Consider the following 16103-nt stretch of genomic DNA (forward strand, 5'->3'; position numbering starts at 1 on the left):
CCACCGTAATTTTAAACAGCGATTCCCTCCCCTTGCCCACCGTCCATTAATCTGATCCAGCACCCTCTGGTACAACAAAGCGTGCCGGACACTTCCACCATAGGTATTTATTTTTTAATAGACACAGTCGTGGCTCTGCTACCTTCAGGTTTGGTGGGTTCGACTGAGAGGTGCCGGCGACGCATCAAGCGATAGGCTGCCGGAATCACAAAAAGTGAAAGCAAGGGCGCTGTGACCATGCCGCCAACCATGGGCGCGGCAATGCGGCTCATCACTTCGCTACCAGTCCCACTGCCCAACAAGATGGGTAACAAGCCCGCAATAATGACGGCCACGGTCATGGCCTTAGGTCGAACTCGCTGCACAGCACCTTCACGAATCGCCGCAATCAATCCGCGCTCAGTGCTGTCACCGACGTCTTCACGTTCGGCCCAAGCGTTCTTCAGGTAGAGCAGCATGATCACGCCGAACTCGGCAGAAACCCCAGCCAAGGCGATAAAGCCGACTCCGGTGGCGACCGACAGGTTGAACCCCAAGAGATAGAGGAACCATGCTCCACCGCTCAGTGCAAATGGCAGAGTGGCCATGATCAATAGCGCCTCATCGAAGCGGGCGAAAGTCAGGTAGAGCAGAACGAAGATGATCAACAGCGTGGCAGGTACTACCAGTTTGAGGCGTGCGTTGGCCCTTTCGAGAAACTCGAACTGTCCTGAGTAGCTCAGGCTCATGCCTGGCTGCAGCTTGACCTGTTCATTGATGACCCGACGCAGGTCGGCGACAACCGAGGCAATGTCCCGTCCCCGCACGTCGATATACACCCAGCCTGAAGGCCTTGCGTTTTCGCTCTTGAGCATCGGCGGCCCGTCGCTGACCTTGATCTTCGCCACCGTGCCAAGTGTGATTTGGCTGCCTAGCGGGGTGTAGATTGGCAACTGCGCCAGGGCGCCGAGCGAGTCACGCCACTCACGGGGGTAACGGACGTTGATCGGGAAGCGTGCAAGCCCTTCAATGGTCTCCCCGACGTTTTCACCGCCGATAGCGCCGGCCACAATGGACTGCACATCGGCGATATTCAGCCCGTAGCGGGCGGCGGCCTTGCGGTCGATATCCACGTCGATATAGCGGCCACCGGTCAGTCGTTCAGCCAGAGCCGAACTGACACCTGGCACATCCTTGGCCACCCGCTCGACCGCCTGAGTCACAGCATCGATCTCCGTCAGGTTGGTGCCGGCAACTTTCACCCCAATTGGACTCTTGATACCCGTAGCCAGCATGTCGATACGGTTGCGAATCGGGGGTATCCAGATATTCGTCAGCCCAGGAACTCGTACCACTCGATCCAGCTCTTCCACCAACTTTTCCTGGGTCATGCCTGGACGCCATTGCTCGTGCGGCTTGAATTGAATGGTGGTTTCGAACATCTCCAGCGGTGCAGGGTCGGTGGCGGTTTCAGCGCGCCCCGCTTTACCGAAGACGTGTTCAACTTCAGGCACGGTCTTGATCAGACGGTCAGTCTGTTGCAGCAGTTGTGCCGCTTTCTGCGCCGACAATCCCGGCAGAGCTGAAGGCATATAGAGCAGGTCACCCTCATCCAACGGGGGGAGAAACTCGCCACCCAAGCGCGACATTGGCCATAGCGTACTGACAACAACCAATAACGCCACCAGCAGCGTGATCTTTGGTCGACACAAGACTGCGTCCAGGGCTGGCTGATAGATCCGAATCAACCACCGGTTCAACGGGTTCTGATGTTCACTGGGAATTCGTCCTCGAATCCAGTAGCCCATCAGCACCGGCACCAAGGTCACTGACAATCCCGCCGCTGCCGCCATGGCGTAGGTCTTGGTGAAAGCCAAAGGGCCGAACAACCGTCCCTCCTGAGCTTCCAGCGTGAACACCGGAATAAACGACAGGGTGATGATCAACAAACAGAAGAACAGCGCGGGGCCTACCTCTGCCGCCGCTTCGGTCATTACATGCCAATGACGTTCGCCCTTCAGTTCTTCCCCCGGATTGGCCGCGTGCCATGCCTCAATTTTCTTGTGAGCGTTCTCGATCATCACCACAGCGGCATCGACCATGGCGCCAATGGCAATGGCAATCCCGCCCAAGGACATGATGTTGGCGTTGATGCCTTGGTAGCGCATGACGATAAAGGCAATCAACACACCAACAGGCAGCGAGATGATCGCCACCAGGGATGAACGCAGGTGCCAGAGGAAGATTCCACAGACCAACGCGACGACAATGAACTCTTCGATCAGCTTGTGGCTGAGGTTTTCAACAGCGCGGTCGATCAGCTTGCTGCGGTCGTAGGTGGTAACGATTTCCACCCCGGACGGCAGGCTGCTTTTCAGTTCGTCGAGCTTGGCCTTGACCGCCGCAATGGTCTCGCGAGCATTCTTGCCACTGCGCAAAATCACCACGCCACCGACGGTCTCGCCTTCGCCGTCAAGTTCGGTAATGCCCCGCCGCATTTCCGGCCCCAACTGGATCGTTGCGACATCGCCAAGGGTCACTGGTACACCACCCGCACCCAACTTAAGCGGGATCGACCGGAAGTCATTGAGCGTCTTCAGATAGCCCGAGGCGCGCACGATGAACTCGGTCTCCGCCATCTCCAGCACGGCACCACCGGTTTCCTGATTGGCCTTGCCGATGGCGTCGGTCACCTCAGCCTGAGTGATACCGAAGCTGGCCAACTTCAGCGGATCGAGCTGCACTTGATACTGCTTGACCATGCCACCCACGGTGGCCACTTCCGCAACGTTCGGCAGGGTCTTGAGTTCAAACTTGAGGAACCAGTCCTGAAGAGCGCGAAGCTGTGCCAAATCATGCCCGCCACTGCGATCCACCAGTGCGTACTGATAGATCCAACCCACCCCCGTCGCATCTGGCCCCAACGCCGGCTTGGCATTGGCCGGCAAGCGGCTTTGTATCTGACTCAGGTACTCCAACACCCGCGAGCGAGCCCAATACAAGTCAGTGCCGTCTTCGAACAGCACGTAGACAAAACTATCGCCAAAGAAGGAATAACCACGCACGGTCTTGGCCCCCGGCACCGAGAGCATGGTGGTGGCCAACGGATAGGTGACCTGGTTCTCGACGATCTGCGGCGCTTGTCCTGCATAAGGGGTGCGGATAATCACCTGCACATCGGAGAGGTCTGGCAACGCATCAATGGGCGTGCTTTGCACCGACCAGACGCCCCAAGCGGTGACAAACAGTGTCGCCAGTAGCACTAGGAATCGGTTGGCCACTGACCAACGAATCAGGGCAGCAATCATGGCTGGCTCCCCGATTTATCCAGGCGCTCAACACGCAAGCCATCGTCGGTCTGGCTCAACGCGATTCGAACCTTGTCACCCGCTTTGAGGCCCTGCATCAGCGCCGGACTAGCGAGTGGGAAAGTCATCGTCATGCCAGGCATACCCAGCGTCTTGAAAGGGCCATGGGCGAGCGTGACGTCTTTGTCGTCGATCTCAACGATCTGCCCATCCGCCTCATGAGAGCTGGAGGCTGTTTCACTGGGTGGCGACTCTTCCTCCGTGCGAGCAACAATGCCCTTGAGACTGGCCTCCGAGTCGAGCAGGAACTGGCCAGACGTAACCACCTTCTGACCTGCTTCCAGACCTTTCACTATCGCCGTTTTGCCATCGCTTTCCTGCCCCAGGTGCACCTCCACTGGACGGTAGCGACCAGCGTCTTCGGCGAGCATCACCAGGGCTCGTCGGCCAGTGCGAATCACCGCCTCACTCGGCACCCACAATACACTTTGCTCGGTCGAACGATTCAGGCGTACCTGCACCGTCAAACCCGGCCTGAGGCGCTCGCCCGGATTGGGTAACTCGACACGTACCCGAAGTGTGCGGCTGTCCGGATTGGTCTCGGGCAAAATCGCGCTGACCTTGCCACTGAGTGTTGTTCCTGGGAAGGCCGGCAGTCGCGCTTCGACCGCCTGCCCCACGGTGATAGCTCCGGAATCCGACTCTGGAACGGCCACGGCTAGCCAGACACTGCTCAAGCCATTGACGCGCGCCAGAGTGTCGCCAGTCGCCACGGTCATACCCGAACGGACATTCAACTCTTGCAGCACGCCGCCAATAGGGCTGGTGAGCGTCAGGTAGGGCTGAACCTTACCGCCACGCTCTAACTGAGTGATCAGTGTTGCCGGCATCCCTGTGAGCTGCAGTCGTTGGCGGGCGGCAGCCAACAAGCCAGCATCACCGTTGCGCTTCAGGGCAAGGAACTCTGTCTGGGCGGCTGCCCACTCGGGCACCAGAATATCCGCCAACGCCGCGTTGGCTTTGAGTACATCGCCGGGAGCATGGGCATAGACCCGCTCCACAAAACCAGTGGTGCGGGCCTGAATCACAGCGACATCACGCTCGTTGAATCCCAAGACTCCTGTGACGTCGAGACTGGAATTAAAGATTCCACGGGTGACTGTCGCAAAACGCAGACCGAGATTCTGAGTCAGGCTCGGATCGATACTGACAGTCGCACGATCTCCTGCGCCCCCGGCGTACTGAGGAACCAGTTGCATGTCCATGAAAGGGGATTTACCCGGCTTATCGAACTTTTGCTGCGGGTACATGGGATCGTACCAATACAGAGCCTTGCGCTCCTCTGGGGAGCTGGGACTCTGCTCCGGGCTGGCACCAGATACTCCGTTCACGCGTTGATGTGCGAACCAGTAACCCCCGGCAACACCGAATGCCAGCGAGACGCCTACCAGCAATGCCCCGCTCCATTTTTTAAGGATCATTGGCTGGACTCCCCATACGCAAAATACAGACGCGCACTGGTCAGTGCTCGCTGCTCTTCCACGTCGATCTGTTTAAGACGGGCTTCAATGAGTTCACGTCGGGCGGCAATCACCGCATTTAAATCGCCCTTGCCTGCACGGTAACTGGCCATGCTGAGTTCGACCTTTTCCTTGGCCAGAGGCAACAGGCTGTCCTGATTTCTGCGCACGGCGCGATTCAGACGCTCATAGTCAGCCAGTTCATTTTCCAGTTGCTGGGTATGCTCGCGTGACAGCGCTTCGCGCTCGGCCTCCAACTGGTTGAGTTCAGCCTGCTTGGCTGCAATCCTGGGGTTTTGACGAGAGTCGGGAAATAGCGGTAGATCCCAGGAAAGTTGAACGCTGACCATGTCGCCGAACTGACGGTCACGACGCTGATAATCAAGCTCCCAACTCCAGTCCGACTGCTTTTGCGCTTCGGCTTCACGAACTTTAGCCTGCGCCTCGCGGGTCATCGGTGCAAACGCTGCCAACTCGGGGTGGTGTTGCAACTTATGGGAGTAGCCTGAGGTATCTACGGGCCATTCAGGCATACGCCCCACGGGCTTGTCGTTGGCGGCGGAGCCAATCCAGCGTTTGAGGGCTGCTCGCGCCTGTGCTCTCTGGAGAGTCAGATCGTCCTGTTGCTCCGCCAGTTGAGCGGCTTCTTGCTTGGGTGTCACCGCATCGGCGGGTTGAGCGCGGCCACCGGCAATTTGGGCCCGGACGGTATCGCTCAGCAGGCGGTTTTCTTTGTAGAAGTCCTGGAACAGCACATCCTTGCGCTCAACCGAGTAGCTGCTGATCCAGGCCAACGCCGTGGACTGGCGCACCTTCAGACGTTCGACTCGACGTTGCGCAGAGGCACGATCAATAGCTGCATCGGCGACTTCGATACGCGCTTTGCGCTTGTCGCTATTGGGCACCTCCTGCCTGATCCCGACCATCTGCATGGTCATGAAGTCCTGGTCGATACGCCAACGATCCGGGCCGCCGATGGGGTAGTTCTGCACGCCCACCAGGAGCTTGGGATCAGGTAATTCACCAGCAGGGATGGCTGCACTGCTGGCAGCCTGAATTTTTGCGTCTTGTGCGGTCAGCGACGGCGCATTGTTTTCTGCCAGCCGCAACGCTTCATCGAGCGTCAATGCGGCAGCGAAACTCGGCAATGCCAACACGCTTGCCGCTAGGCCAGCCACGAGAGACCAGCCTGTGCAATTGCACTTGGAGTTCATGTTTACGATTCCTGTAATCATCCACTGCACGCGTCAAAAGACATGCGCACAGCTAGTCCATCCCGCTAATGCAGAATGAGGCTCAATGTGGGACAGGAATCAAACGCGGGGCGGTCGCCATACCCCGGATAGGGTCTGTATAGGTAGGGAATCGCTGAAAAAGGAAATTGCTACTGGGCTGAACAACGTTACGGGAGGCTTGAAGACCGAGACTTGCAGTATCCCGCCCGTCTTGCATTCCTGGCCCGGCTTGCAAGGCTTACCGTGCTCGGAAGGGCTTTTCATATCGTTGCAGCAGTCCATCCCCATGTCGTCCATTATCGCCATGCCCATCGTCTTCATTGGGCAAGGTTCTGTTGGTGCCTGAACACCCGCCATCCCACTGAGGGGAAGCGCCAAGCTGATAAAGAAGATGAGGCAAAACCGTAGATAGCGTTTCATGGGCCGGAGTGCAGTCGCTGAAAATGGCTCTTACAATTGAATGCAGGTTCAAAGCAGCCTGCCGTAGGCTCTGATTCATGCGATATCACCGTATCTGAATTAAGCCAGCATTATCACTAACTTATGATTTACGCAGCATTCAGATTAAAGGCGATTGGCCCGTTTCTGCCTGGCGTTACCGGCATTTGCCCAATGAGTGATGGCATCCACCGCAAGAAAACTCAGAAACACCTTATGTTCACGACGCAAAGTGGCCACTAAAGTGTGCTGCTTACGAGTCAGACACCGGACAAAAACTTGACTAATTTCAAATAGTTAAGTAAAATACCAGCAGCCAGCAGCCAGCAGCCAGCAGCCAGCAGCCAGCAGCCAGCAGCCAGCAGCCAGCAGCCAGCAGCCAGCAGCCAGCAGCCAGCAGCCAGCAGCCAGCAGCCACTAAGGTCGCGCCTACCCGTACGATAATATCCTTACCGCCCCTCCTCAGAATCTTACTGATCGCCTGTGCACTGCTGGCCCTCGCACCGTCAACCCACGCCGCACTGAAAATCCAAGGCACACGCCTGATCTACTTCGGTCATGACCGGGAGGTCAGCATCGGCGTGGTCAACCAGGCACCACAGAAAATGCTGGTGCAAACCTGGATCACCAGCGAGGACGAAGCCGCAGACGGCGATGTTCCCTTTGCCGTCACCGAACCGCTAGTGCAACTGGCTGCCGGGGAGCATCACCGACTGCGCATCCTGTATGCCGGTGAAGGCTTGCCCATAGATCGCGAATCGCTGTTCTGGCTCAACGTCATGGAAATCCCACTCATGCCGGAAGGTCCCAACAGCGTGCAGTTTGCGATACGCCAACGACTCAAGCTGTTTTATCGACCGCCCATGCTCAAGGGTGACTTGGCCGAAGCGGTGCAGCAGTTGGTCTGGCGCAGCGACGACGGACGCACCCTAACGGTCAGCAACCCCAGCGCATTCCACCTTTCGCTGATGAACCTGCAAACCGCCGACTACGCCCTCAGCGATTATCTGCTGCTCAAACCCTATGAGAGCAAAACCCTAAGCGCCCAAGGCACCTTGCCGAAAGGCGCCACCCTCCACTTCACCGAAATCAACGATATCGGCTTGCAGTCCCACCACAGCGCGGTAGTCAAGTGATCGATCACGGAGTATTTTCACCTATGCCACTGACCAAACGTTTTCTGCCACTACTGTTGTGGGCCGGCGCGGTATTGCCTGCTACCAGCCACGCCTTGGCCTGTGTTGAAGACGGAACCAACTCGGCTATCACTCAAGAAGCGCTGGGCACGGCGCTGGCGATCTCAGCCGATGCACCCGACGGCACTATCATCTGGGAGTCCGGCCCACGCTCCGTCCAGATTCTCTGCAAGCAAGACTACGAAGCCGGCCGCGAAGGCGTGTATTTCTACGTCAATCCAGCCAAAGCCAACATCGGTACGGGTATCCGCTTGGGAATCCGCTATAACAACCAGTTGATCACCCAAAGCACCGGGGCGGTCGCTACCGGATTCTTTTCCGACCACGGTTGCAACTGGGCCAACTGTCAAGGCTGGGACAAGGCACGCTTCACCCTCAATTTCAGCGTGTTCATCGAGAAATATGGCACCACGCCGCCAAACGGCCAGGCCAGTCAGTTGGCCTCGTACCGTGTATTCCAGCTGGACGGCAAGGGCGGGCTCAACCCCCGCCCCAACAGTAACCTCAACTATGTGGTCACCGGCATGAACGATATCCGCTTCGTGCCGTGCGCCCCCGATCTGACCATCAGCCCCAGTGTGGTCAATTTCCCCAATCCGTCGCATAAAGCATCGATTGGAGAAGTCGCCAGCAGCGCGAACTTCAGCTTGAACCTGCGCAAAGGCTGCGACACGCCTTATACCGTCAGTGCGCGCTTCGCCACCACACCAGGCGGTGGCGGTGTGATCAATGGGTTGCTGGTGCCGGATAACAACAAGTCAGTGGGAATCTCGCTATCTCGTGTCGATAGCCAACAGCCACTGCCTTTCAACGACTGGTTCACGCTGCAGGCATTGATGGGGCAAGGTCAGAGCCACAATGAATTTCGCGCGGACCTGAAATGGCGCACGCAGCCGATCCCTGGTGTATTCGACGCCGCAGTGGTGGTGGATATGTATTACAAGTAGGCGTTTTTAAGGGACCTCTTATGCCACGGGCAACTTGAGGAACAAATAGGGTGCGGACACGATGCTGGAGCTACATCACCGCAAGATGCGCGTGAGCGAAGACGGAAGCGGTGATTTGGCTTCAAACATCATTACCGCCGCCATCAAAGTCCGCATGTCGTTCCCTCTTTCGTTTGGCGGGACTCTAGCACTGGTGGACGATTGCAAAAGCCAAGTAGCGTGAGCTGCATTAGGCATCCTGCCGAATCAACGGAACTCGAAAAGTTCGAATTGAAGATTAGCCTTCGGAATCCGATTGATTTCCATAAGCTCATACACCTTGGCGAGTAGGCCTTTTGGACCGCAAAAACTTACTTGAATCTTGTGCGGCTCGGTTTGAGCTGCTGCCTCACGCAAGGTTTCAGCCAACTGCTCAGTACCACCTGTATTACGAACAAATTGCACGCCACGCATTGCGGTCATGCGTTCCAACTCCTCGGAAGGAGGAAACACGCGTGAGGGGGTGAAGCAATAGACCAGGGTTGCCTTTTTGAACTCTTTGCCATTCGGATCTTGCAACCAGGAAATGAAGGGTGAAATCCCCACACCTGCGCCGATCCAGATTTCCCGCTCGGCCTGAGAAACCCGTTTAAATCGCCCATAAGGGGCATAGATAGTGGCCAGCATTCCGGCTTTCGCGCACTCGCACAGCTTTTTGGTGTAATCCCCAAGCCCTCTGATTATGAACTCAACCTGCCCATTTGGACCGCCAGCACTCGCTATCGTGAAAGGGTGAGGCTCACGTAAACCTTTTTGCCGCATTGCCAGAAAAGCAAACTGCCCGGCGCTGAAGTTAAACCCATTATGGGTTGGTTCCAGCGTCAAATGCAGTGCCCTGTTTCCTCTATTGACTGCTGTCACCTTGTACTCGCCAGCACGTGCGAGAAATGGATAAAAAATCAGTTTGTAGAGGGCCGCTGACACACCCAACCCACAGGACAGCGCCAACCAGATACCTGAGGGGCTGAACAACGTGATCGGTGACTTGAAGCTAAGCCAATGCAAGATCACGACAAGAAACAATGGTCCGGAGAGCTTGTGCCACCACCGCCATACGCTGTAAGGAATATTGCGGTTCAGCGCAAGTAGTACGATGAAGCCTAAAGCTACATAGCTCAACTGGCGCACTAGTCGTGTCCAGTATTTTGATAGCTCCAGGATAGGCACGCTGTTCCAAACATCCAGATTTGCCTTGAACACAAAGTGATAAGTGGCAAATACGAGAGCCCAGATGCCTAGCCACTTGTGCGACTCATAGACCCGGTCTAGTCCACCGAATAGATTCTCAATTACACCCCAGCGACTGGCCAGTAGGCAGGAAGCAGCCATAAAGACCAATGCGCAAGTTCCAAGTATCAGGCTGAGAGTTGCCGATGTAAGCCAAGTATCAATAGGTATTTCAATCAGCAACGTTAGTGTAGTAACCACCAAGATACCAATTATGCAGTGCCAGCTCTTCACCGTGAATGCTCCAGTCATCAATATGGTTGTAGGCTGAACCTGATCCTCCCTGAGCGTGTCAGCGGCTGGACACGCTAGCAGACTGCCGAAATCGGGGCATGACCCAAGTCATACCTATGGAGAACATCTTAATCATCCCAGACTTGCACGGTGAATTGCCCCGGCGTCCTGCCGACCGAACACCAACCCCTCATTTGCACGCAACAGCCCGACCCTCACCTGGATGCCGCACAGAAAGCGATCATCCAGACTGACTTCGGTTTGGTTGGTGGACAGCTGGAGATTCTCAGTCGCCGGGCGTTCGTCAAGTATGTAGTGCCCCTGGCCCGGCTTTGCCGGGTATCGCCAGCAAGGCTGACGCCTACAACAGGGGGTGTCAGTCTCCGTCAAACACCACCGGTTTCATCGCCGCCGTATTGACCTTCAGGGTGAACACATCCGGCCGGGCGTAATGCCCGCACACGTCGAAGTCGAGGTTACTGGCCTGCCCCACAGTCAAATCGATCTCGGCATACAGAATCGTCTCCTGATCAAACACCGGCCCGGCCAGCACCTGACCGGTAGCACTGACGATCATGCTGCCGCCGTGCATGATGTAGTCCCCTTCTGCGGCCTCCAGGCTGAAGTCTTCCCGGTAGGCTGCCGGGTACTCGCCGAGGGTGATCGCCTGGCAAGCGGAGAGCACCGGCACCCGCCCTTCCAGTGCGATATGGACCATGGACGCAGCCCAGGTGGGACGGTCATCGGCAGTCGGCGCACAGTAGATTTCAGTACCCTGGGCATACATCGCCTGGCGCAATGCCGGCATGTAGTTTTCCCAGCAGATGACCGTGCCGATTCGGCCGAACGGGGTGTCTACCGGGGCGATGCTTGAGCCGTCGCCGAAACCCCAGATGATGCGTTCCTGCCCGGTCGGCATGAGCTTACGGTGATAGCCTGCAACGCCCTTGCCCGGCGCCAGAGTCACGGCGGTGCAGTACAGGGTCCGGCCCAGGCGTTCGATGATGCCCATGACGACATGGACGCCGGTTTCATTGACCACTTCACAGATCTTGGCCAGCTCCGGACCGTCGAGGCTGACGGCGCCTTGCACATACCGCAAGTACTGCGCGCGGCCGATATCATTACGGCTGCCGACGACGGTGCCAAACGCTGCACCTTTGGGGTAACCACCGAGAAACGCCTCGGGGAATACGGCAAGTTCACTACCACGCTCTGCGGCGTCACGAATCAACCCGACGGCCTTTTCAGCACTCAGTTGCGGCTCGAACGGAATGGATGAAGCTTGAACAACAGCAACCTTGATCATGAGTCTTCCCTTGATGAATGTGTGGATCGGCATTAACCGTGGGTGATATCGCGGTCTTTGGTTTCCGGGAGGAGGAACCAGAGCACGATGAAGCAGATCAGCGACACCGCTGCCAGGTAGGCTGCAGGAATGTTCGGGTTATGAGTGGCCTGGATCAGTGCCACGGCAATGAACGGTCCGGGGCCTGCCAGCAGCGCCAAGGCGACGTTGTGGCCAACAGCAGCCCCAGTCGAACGGATCGAGGCCGGGAACACTTCAACCAGCAGCACCACATCCATCACTGCGGTGATTGCCACCAGCGCCGCCATGATCACCAGCCCCAGCAGAATCGCGGCGAAGCTGCCGGTATTCATCAACAGGAACACCGGGTACGCCAACAGGGTCAGGCCGGCGGCGGCAGTCAGTACAAACGGACGACGGCCGAAGCGATCGCTCAGGCGACCTACCAGCGGGTTGAACAGGGTGTAGAGCACCAGGGCCAGGCTGCACAGCACCAACGCAGTCGATTTGCTCAGGCCCACGGTCTGGGTCAGGTGGGTGTTGGCGTAGGTGATGAAGTAGTACAGCGACACACCGAACAGGGCGGAGAAGGCAAACGAGACCACGAAAGCTCGCTGCTTGGCCCCACGCGACACCTGCTCCACGGCACCGGTGGCACGCTTGTGTTGCAGCGCCTCGTAGACCGGGGTGTCACCCAGTTTGCGGCGAATGTACATGGCCACACCGGCCATGATGATCGAGGCTACAAACGGTACGCGCCAGCCCCAGGCCATGAGGTCTGCGTCCGACAGGGTCGCGGTGATGATGGCGGCGATGGCCGTACCACACAGGAATGCCGCGCCTGCGGTGCCGGTGATCACGCTGGCTGCGGTTGCCCGGCGGTTGGCGGGGGCGCTTTCGACAATGTAGATGCCGGCGCTGGACCACTCTCCACCCACCATCATGCCCTGCAGAAAACGCAGAGCAACCAATAGGATCGGTGCAGCGATACCGATGGCGGCGTAGCCGGGCAACAGTCCGATCAGGGTGGTGGCCAGGCCCATGCCGAACACAGTGATGATCAGCACGGCGCGCCGCCCCAGCTTGTCGCCAATCGGGCCCAGTACCACAGCGCCCAAGGGCCGTGACAGGAAGCCTACGGCAAACACCGCCAACGACGACAGCAGCGAAACGCCGGGCGCGGTGGAAGGAAAGAACAGTTGCCCGATCACCGCGGCGAAGTAGCCGTAGATGGCAAAGTCGAACCATTCCATGAAGTTGCCAATGCCGACGGCAATGGCCCGTTTGCGCAGCTCTGCTGCGTCGTTTGATGAGACCGCGCGCTCACCCTGTTGCGATTGCACTATTGAATCTTGCATCCCCGGCCACCTGATTATTGTTGTGTTTGCGTAGGGCCGAGAATAAGAATGTCGAGTCAAATTAAACAAACGAATACAATAGATGACCATAATTAGCGTTGCTAATATCAGCAGGATCGACCTCAACCTGCTCATCGTTTTTCAGTGCCTGATGAACGAGCGCAGCGTGACCCGTGCAGCAGCGGTGCTGCATGTCACGCAAGGGGCGGTCAGCTCTTCGCTCAAGCGCCTGCGCGAACAGTTTCACGACGAGTTGTTCATCCGTACCAGCACCGGCATGATGCCAACCCGACGGGCGCTGGAGATTGCGCCGAAAGTCACCGAGGCTCTCACCGCCGTGGCCTCCATCGTCGACAAACGCCCGCAGTTTTCCGCCGAATCGTCCACGCGGGTGTTCAACATTGCGCTGTCGGATGACATCGAAAGCTATGTATCGCCACGGCTGGTCAACGAAGCAAAAGCACGCGGGCTTTCGGTGAAATTTGCCTTTCACCAGAGCAACAGTTCGCTGTGGAAAAGCTCGTTGGCCGACCCGGATATCGACCTGGTCCTGTGCTCCGAACCCAAGGAACTGACTTCGCATTACAGCTCACAGGTACTGTTTTCTTCGTCCTACTCATGCCTCTACGACGGACCCAGGCTAAACCTAAAAAACCCGCTCACCCGCGATGAATACCTCATGCATGAACATGTGCGGATTTCCTTCGACGGGCGCCGGGGGTTCGTTGACGATCTGCTGGAAAGCGAAGGGGTCGCCCGTCGGGTGTCGGCATCGTTCACCCACTTCAGTGGCGCCCTGGCGACCCTGGTGCACAGCGATGTGATCGCTACCTTGCCCACGTTTGCAGCACTATCCTATGCGCGGATTGCGCGTTTGACCGTCAGCCCTGTACCGATTTTCGTCCCGGCCTTTCGCGTGTTCATGGTCTGGGATGTGGAGCACAACGACGATCCGCACAACCGCTGGCTACGTAGCTTCATTATCGACACCACCCAGGAACTGCAGCGCGGCTCACACACCGACCTGAGAGGCAGTGACCGGTTGCCAGAGCCGAATGAAAAAAACAGCAGATCATCGACATAATTAACCAAGACGACGACAGCCCGGCAATAAGCCTGGGGGAGATAACGCAATACGGCCTGCTTCCGTGATCGGGATTCGACACGCAAGGTTTGCCGAGCAAGACAACATATTTCCTCGATGACCTTGGCGACAGGGTCATCCGGATAATCAACGGAGGCAAGACGATGACCAGAGAAGAAGCTTACGCAGAGATTGGCAGGCGACCGCATCCCTTTGGAAGGACTGCAGTGGAATTCAATTCGGCGTGAATATCTTATTTTGGGGCGTAAACGCCGCACAGTTGCTGCTGAACGACCTGAAAGGACGGAGTGCAGAAGGCTAGGCGCCACTGCGAAGCCGTCAAAATAGAAAAGTTCTGGAACGGTTCCATAATAGTTATGGAACGCCGAGCAAATACAAGCCCGCCACAGCCAAACCCCAGAAACACAAAAGCCCCGCAATCGCGGGGCTTTCGTATCAATCTTGGCGGGAAACCAGGGATTCGAACCCTGGGAACGCTATTAACGTTCGCCGGTTTTCAAGACCGCTATGCAAACTCCAGCGGGCCGGGGCGTTGAAGGCCTGCGGAGTTCCATTACTCAGGAAAAGTGACCGGGCTACAGACCGCATTCTACAAGGGGTGCAGTTTTAGTTTTGGAACTGTTTTTGCCCCTCGCCGGCGTCCTGCCGACCGAACACAAACCACCACCAAACAAGCTTCAAGATTGCCAGCCTGAGACTTACAGATAGCCCGTGCTCGGCCAAAAAAGCCCCCTTCACTGCTTGACTAAAAGCCATGACAGCAGCCTCAGGAAAAATCAGGAATGCCCTATGTTCACTGTCCAAAGCGGTAGTTAAAGTGCTCTGACTTCCAAGTCAAAACCAAGGTATTAACTTGATTAATTTCAACAACTTACATATAATATCAGTCAGCAGTCAGCAGTCAGCAGTCAGCAGTCAGCAGTCAGCAGTCAGCAGTCAGCAGTCAGCAGTCAGCAGTCAGCAGTCAGCAGTCAGCAGTCAGCAGTCAGCAGTCAGCAGAATGACGCACAAAAAAACTTACTTCGCATTACTTGCAACTCTTTTGTACCTTCAAAGCGAAGTTGTAACGGCAGATTGCACTGCCGACAGACAAACCCAAACAAAGAACTTTGGAGTAAACCTGACAGAAGATGCTCTATCAGTCGCGACTGACGCACCTGTCGGCACGGTAATTTATGATGATACAATTCATCTAATACCCGCTAAATACAGCTGTACCCCAAACGGCGTTACTACGGGCCTTAGAGCCAACAGTAGCCTTGTAGGCTGGGGCCCTACGGATAGTAGCTTCACTTTAGGAAATACAGGTCTATCGTTCAAACTTTCCGGAAGGATCGGCACTAAAGGAAGTTACTTTCCAGTAACTCGCCCACATCATATAACTGTAAATACCAGTAATATGACTACAGACAGCGAGTACAGAATTAAAATATATAAATCTGCGGAGCTATCGCGACAAAACTTAGTACCCGCAGGTCTGCTCGGCACTATAGTATACTCTAACTTTGAATTTGTAAAGCTATACCTCGCAAACCCCATAACTTTAAACACTGCCTCCTGCCAGACCCCGGCGGTATCGGTTCAAATGGGTGACGACTATGAACTGAAAGAGTTCAACAGACCTAGCGATACGCCTCGGACGGTCAAGTTCAATATTGGCCTCAACCAGTGCCAGAGCGGCATAAAGAAAGTCACTTATTCACTCAAAGCCAACACGCAAGTCATAGACCAGAAAAAGGGTATCGTGGCGCTTAACTCCAGCTCAACGGCCAAAGGTATCGGCCTGAAGCTGATGGATGATGCAGGGCAGCCTATAGCGCTAGACACCACCTACCCGTTCAACGGGTTCAACACAACTGGCACAAGCTTCAACATACCGTTATCTGCGGCTTACTACCGCCTGGCCGATAGCAAACTGGAAGCTGGCACCGCTAATGCTTCAGTAACGTTCACTGTGAGCTACCTGTAATATGCTCAGGCCCGATAGCCGCAACCAGCCAACCGCTACGATGCTCACTCTGCAGCGCCTAACTCAGGAACGTCTGATTTTCACTTCGTTCAATAGCCGTTAAGATTGAAGTTTAACCCACTGACGTACAACCTTTTTATGCCTTTTTCAAAATCAACACAAATAATCATCGCTGCAGCTATAGTACTTTCCCATTCCGTTATTAGTTCGGCGGGTGAGTGCACGACACAGACGCAAAC

11 protein-coding genes and 1 pseudogene are annotated in these 16103 nt (G+C 56.3%); 5 read left to right on the top strand and 7 right to left on the bottom strand.

Annotation, left to right across the window (positions count from 1 at the left end; translation table 11 throughout):
• Positions 1-107 precede the first annotated feature (107 nt).
• The 4 genes from BFQ03_RS26720 to BFQ03_RS30910 all read right to left on the bottom strand — a co-directional run bounded on the left by BFQ03_RS26720 (position 108) and on the right by BFQ03_RS30910 (position 6462).
• Complete coding sequence (locus BFQ03_RS26720) at positions 108-3287, bottom strand: efflux RND transporter permease subunit (RefSeq protein ID WP_065944374.1); 3180 nt, start codon at positions 3285-3287, stop codon at positions 108-110.
• Positions 3284-4768: an efflux RND transporter periplasmic adaptor subunit gene (locus BFQ03_RS26725; protein WP_065944375.1), complete on the bottom strand. Its 1485-nt coding sequence runs from the start codon at positions 4766-4768 to the stop codon at positions 3284-3286. Before BFQ03_RS26725 ends, BFQ03_RS26720 begins: the two co-directional genes overlap by 4 nt.
• Positions 4765-6021, bottom strand: a complete 1257-nt coding sequence (locus tag BFQ03_RS26730) for a TolC family protein (RefSeq protein ID WP_065944376.1) — start codon at positions 6019-6021, stop codon at positions 4765-4767. The genes BFQ03_RS26725 and BFQ03_RS26730 overlap by 4 nt, the downstream gene beginning before the upstream one ends.
• A 99-nt stretch (positions 6022-6120) precedes the next feature.
• Entirely contained in the window at positions 6121-6462 is a 342-nt protein-coding gene (locus BFQ03_RS30910; RefSeq protein ID WP_083204920.1) for a hypothetical protein, read from the bottom strand.
• 545 nt (positions 6463-7007) lie between these two features.
• Between BFQ03_RS30910 and BFQ03_RS26745 the strand changes: the two genes are divergently transcribed.
• Together BFQ03_RS26745 and BFQ03_RS26750 are read left to right on the top strand one after the other, a co-directional pair.
• Entirely contained in the window at positions 7008-7616 is a 609-nt protein-coding gene (locus BFQ03_RS26745; protein WP_239695293.1) for a fimbrial biogenesis chaperone, read from the top strand.
• Positions 7617-7639: 23 nt separating this feature from the next.
• Positions 7640-8623 carry a fimbrial protein gene (locus BFQ03_RS26750; RefSeq protein ID WP_065944380.1) on the top strand — a complete coding sequence of 328 codons (984 nt, stop codon included), beginning with the start codon at positions 7640-7642 and terminating at the stop codon, positions 8621-8623.
• 246 nt (positions 8624-8869) lie between these two features.
• On the opposite strand, the gene BFQ03_RS26755 is transcribed toward BFQ03_RS26750, so the two are convergent.
• Positions 8870-10123 carry a ferredoxin reductase family protein gene (locus tag BFQ03_RS26755; RefSeq protein WP_065944449.1) on the bottom strand — a complete coding sequence of 418 codons (1254 nt, stop codon included), beginning with the start codon at positions 10121-10123 and terminating at the stop codon, positions 8870-8872.
• 207 nt (positions 10124-10330) lie between these two features.
• Here BFQ03_RS26755 and BFQ03_RS31135 point away from each other — a divergent pair.
• Positions 10331-10543, top strand: a pseudogene (locus BFQ03_RS31135) (hypothetical protein); the annotation flags it as partial.
• Here BFQ03_RS31135 and BFQ03_RS26760 read toward each other — a convergent pair.
• Together BFQ03_RS26760 and BFQ03_RS26765 are read right to left on the bottom strand one after the other, a co-directional pair.
• Entirely contained in the window at positions 10500-11432 is a 933-nt protein-coding gene (locus BFQ03_RS26760) for a carbon-nitrogen hydrolase family protein (protein WP_032857336.1), read from the bottom strand. The pseudogene BFQ03_RS31135 and the gene BFQ03_RS26760 overlap by 44 nt on opposite strands.
• Before the next feature lie 32 nt (positions 11433-11464).
• Positions 11465-12790, bottom strand: a complete 1326-nt coding sequence (locus BFQ03_RS26765; RefSeq protein WP_050593296.1) for an MFS transporter — start codon at positions 12788-12790, stop codon at positions 11465-11467.
• 82 nt (positions 12791-12872) lie between these two features.
• Between BFQ03_RS26765 and BFQ03_RS26770 the strand changes: the two genes are divergently transcribed.
• Together BFQ03_RS26770 and BFQ03_RS29410 are read left to right on the top strand one after the other, a co-directional pair.
• Positions 12873-13874, top strand: coding sequence for a LysR family transcriptional regulator (locus BFQ03_RS26770; protein WP_083204921.1), 1002 nt, complete (start codon positions 12873-12875; stop codon positions 13872-13874).
• An 874-nt stretch (positions 13875-14748) separates the two neighbouring features.
• Complete coding sequence (locus BFQ03_RS29410; RefSeq protein WP_239695288.1) at positions 14749-15864, top strand: fimbrial protein; 1116 nt, start codon at positions 14749-14751, stop codon at positions 15862-15864.
• Positions 15865-16103 lie beyond the last annotated feature (239 nt).

Source organism: Pseudomonas sp. 25 R 14, assembly GCF_900004755.1.
Lineage (GTDB): Bacteria > Pseudomonadota > Gammaproteobacteria > Pseudomonadales > Pseudomonadaceae > Aquipseudomonas > Aquipseudomonas brenneri.

Excerpts from the sequence above, each read along its gene's own strand:
- BFQ03_RS26720 (WP_065944374.1), bottom strand. The coding sequence starts at position 3,287 with ATGATTGCTGCCCTGATTCGTTGGTCAGTGGCCAACCGATTCCTAGTG.
- BFQ03_RS26760 (WP_032857336.1), bottom strand. The coding sequence starts at position 11,432 with ATGATCAAGGTTGCTGTTGTTCAAGCTTCATCCATTCCGTTCGAGCCG.
- BFQ03_RS26765 (WP_050593296.1), bottom strand. The coding sequence starts at position 12,790 with ATGCAAGATTCAATAGTGCAATCGCAACAGGGTGAGCGCGCGGTCTCA.
- BFQ03_RS26730 (WP_065944376.1), bottom strand. The coding sequence starts at position 6,021 with ATGAACTCCAAGTGCAATTGCACAGGCTGGTCTCTCGTGGCTGGCCTA.
- BFQ03_RS26725 (WP_065944375.1), bottom strand. The coding sequence starts at position 4,768 with ATGATCCTTAAAAAATGGAGCGGGGCATTGCTGGTAGGCGTCTCGCTG.
- BFQ03_RS26750 (WP_065944380.1), top strand. The coding sequence starts at position 7,640 with ATGCCACTGACCAAACGTTTTCTGCCACTACTGTTGTGGGCCGGCGCG.
- BFQ03_RS30910 (WP_083204920.1), bottom strand. The coding sequence starts at position 6,462 with ATGAAACGCTATCTACGGTTTTGCCTCATCTTCTTTATCAGCTTGGCG.
- BFQ03_RS26770 (WP_083204921.1), top strand. The coding sequence starts at position 12,873 with ATGACCATAATTAGCGTTGCTAATATCAGCAGGATCGACCTCAACCTG.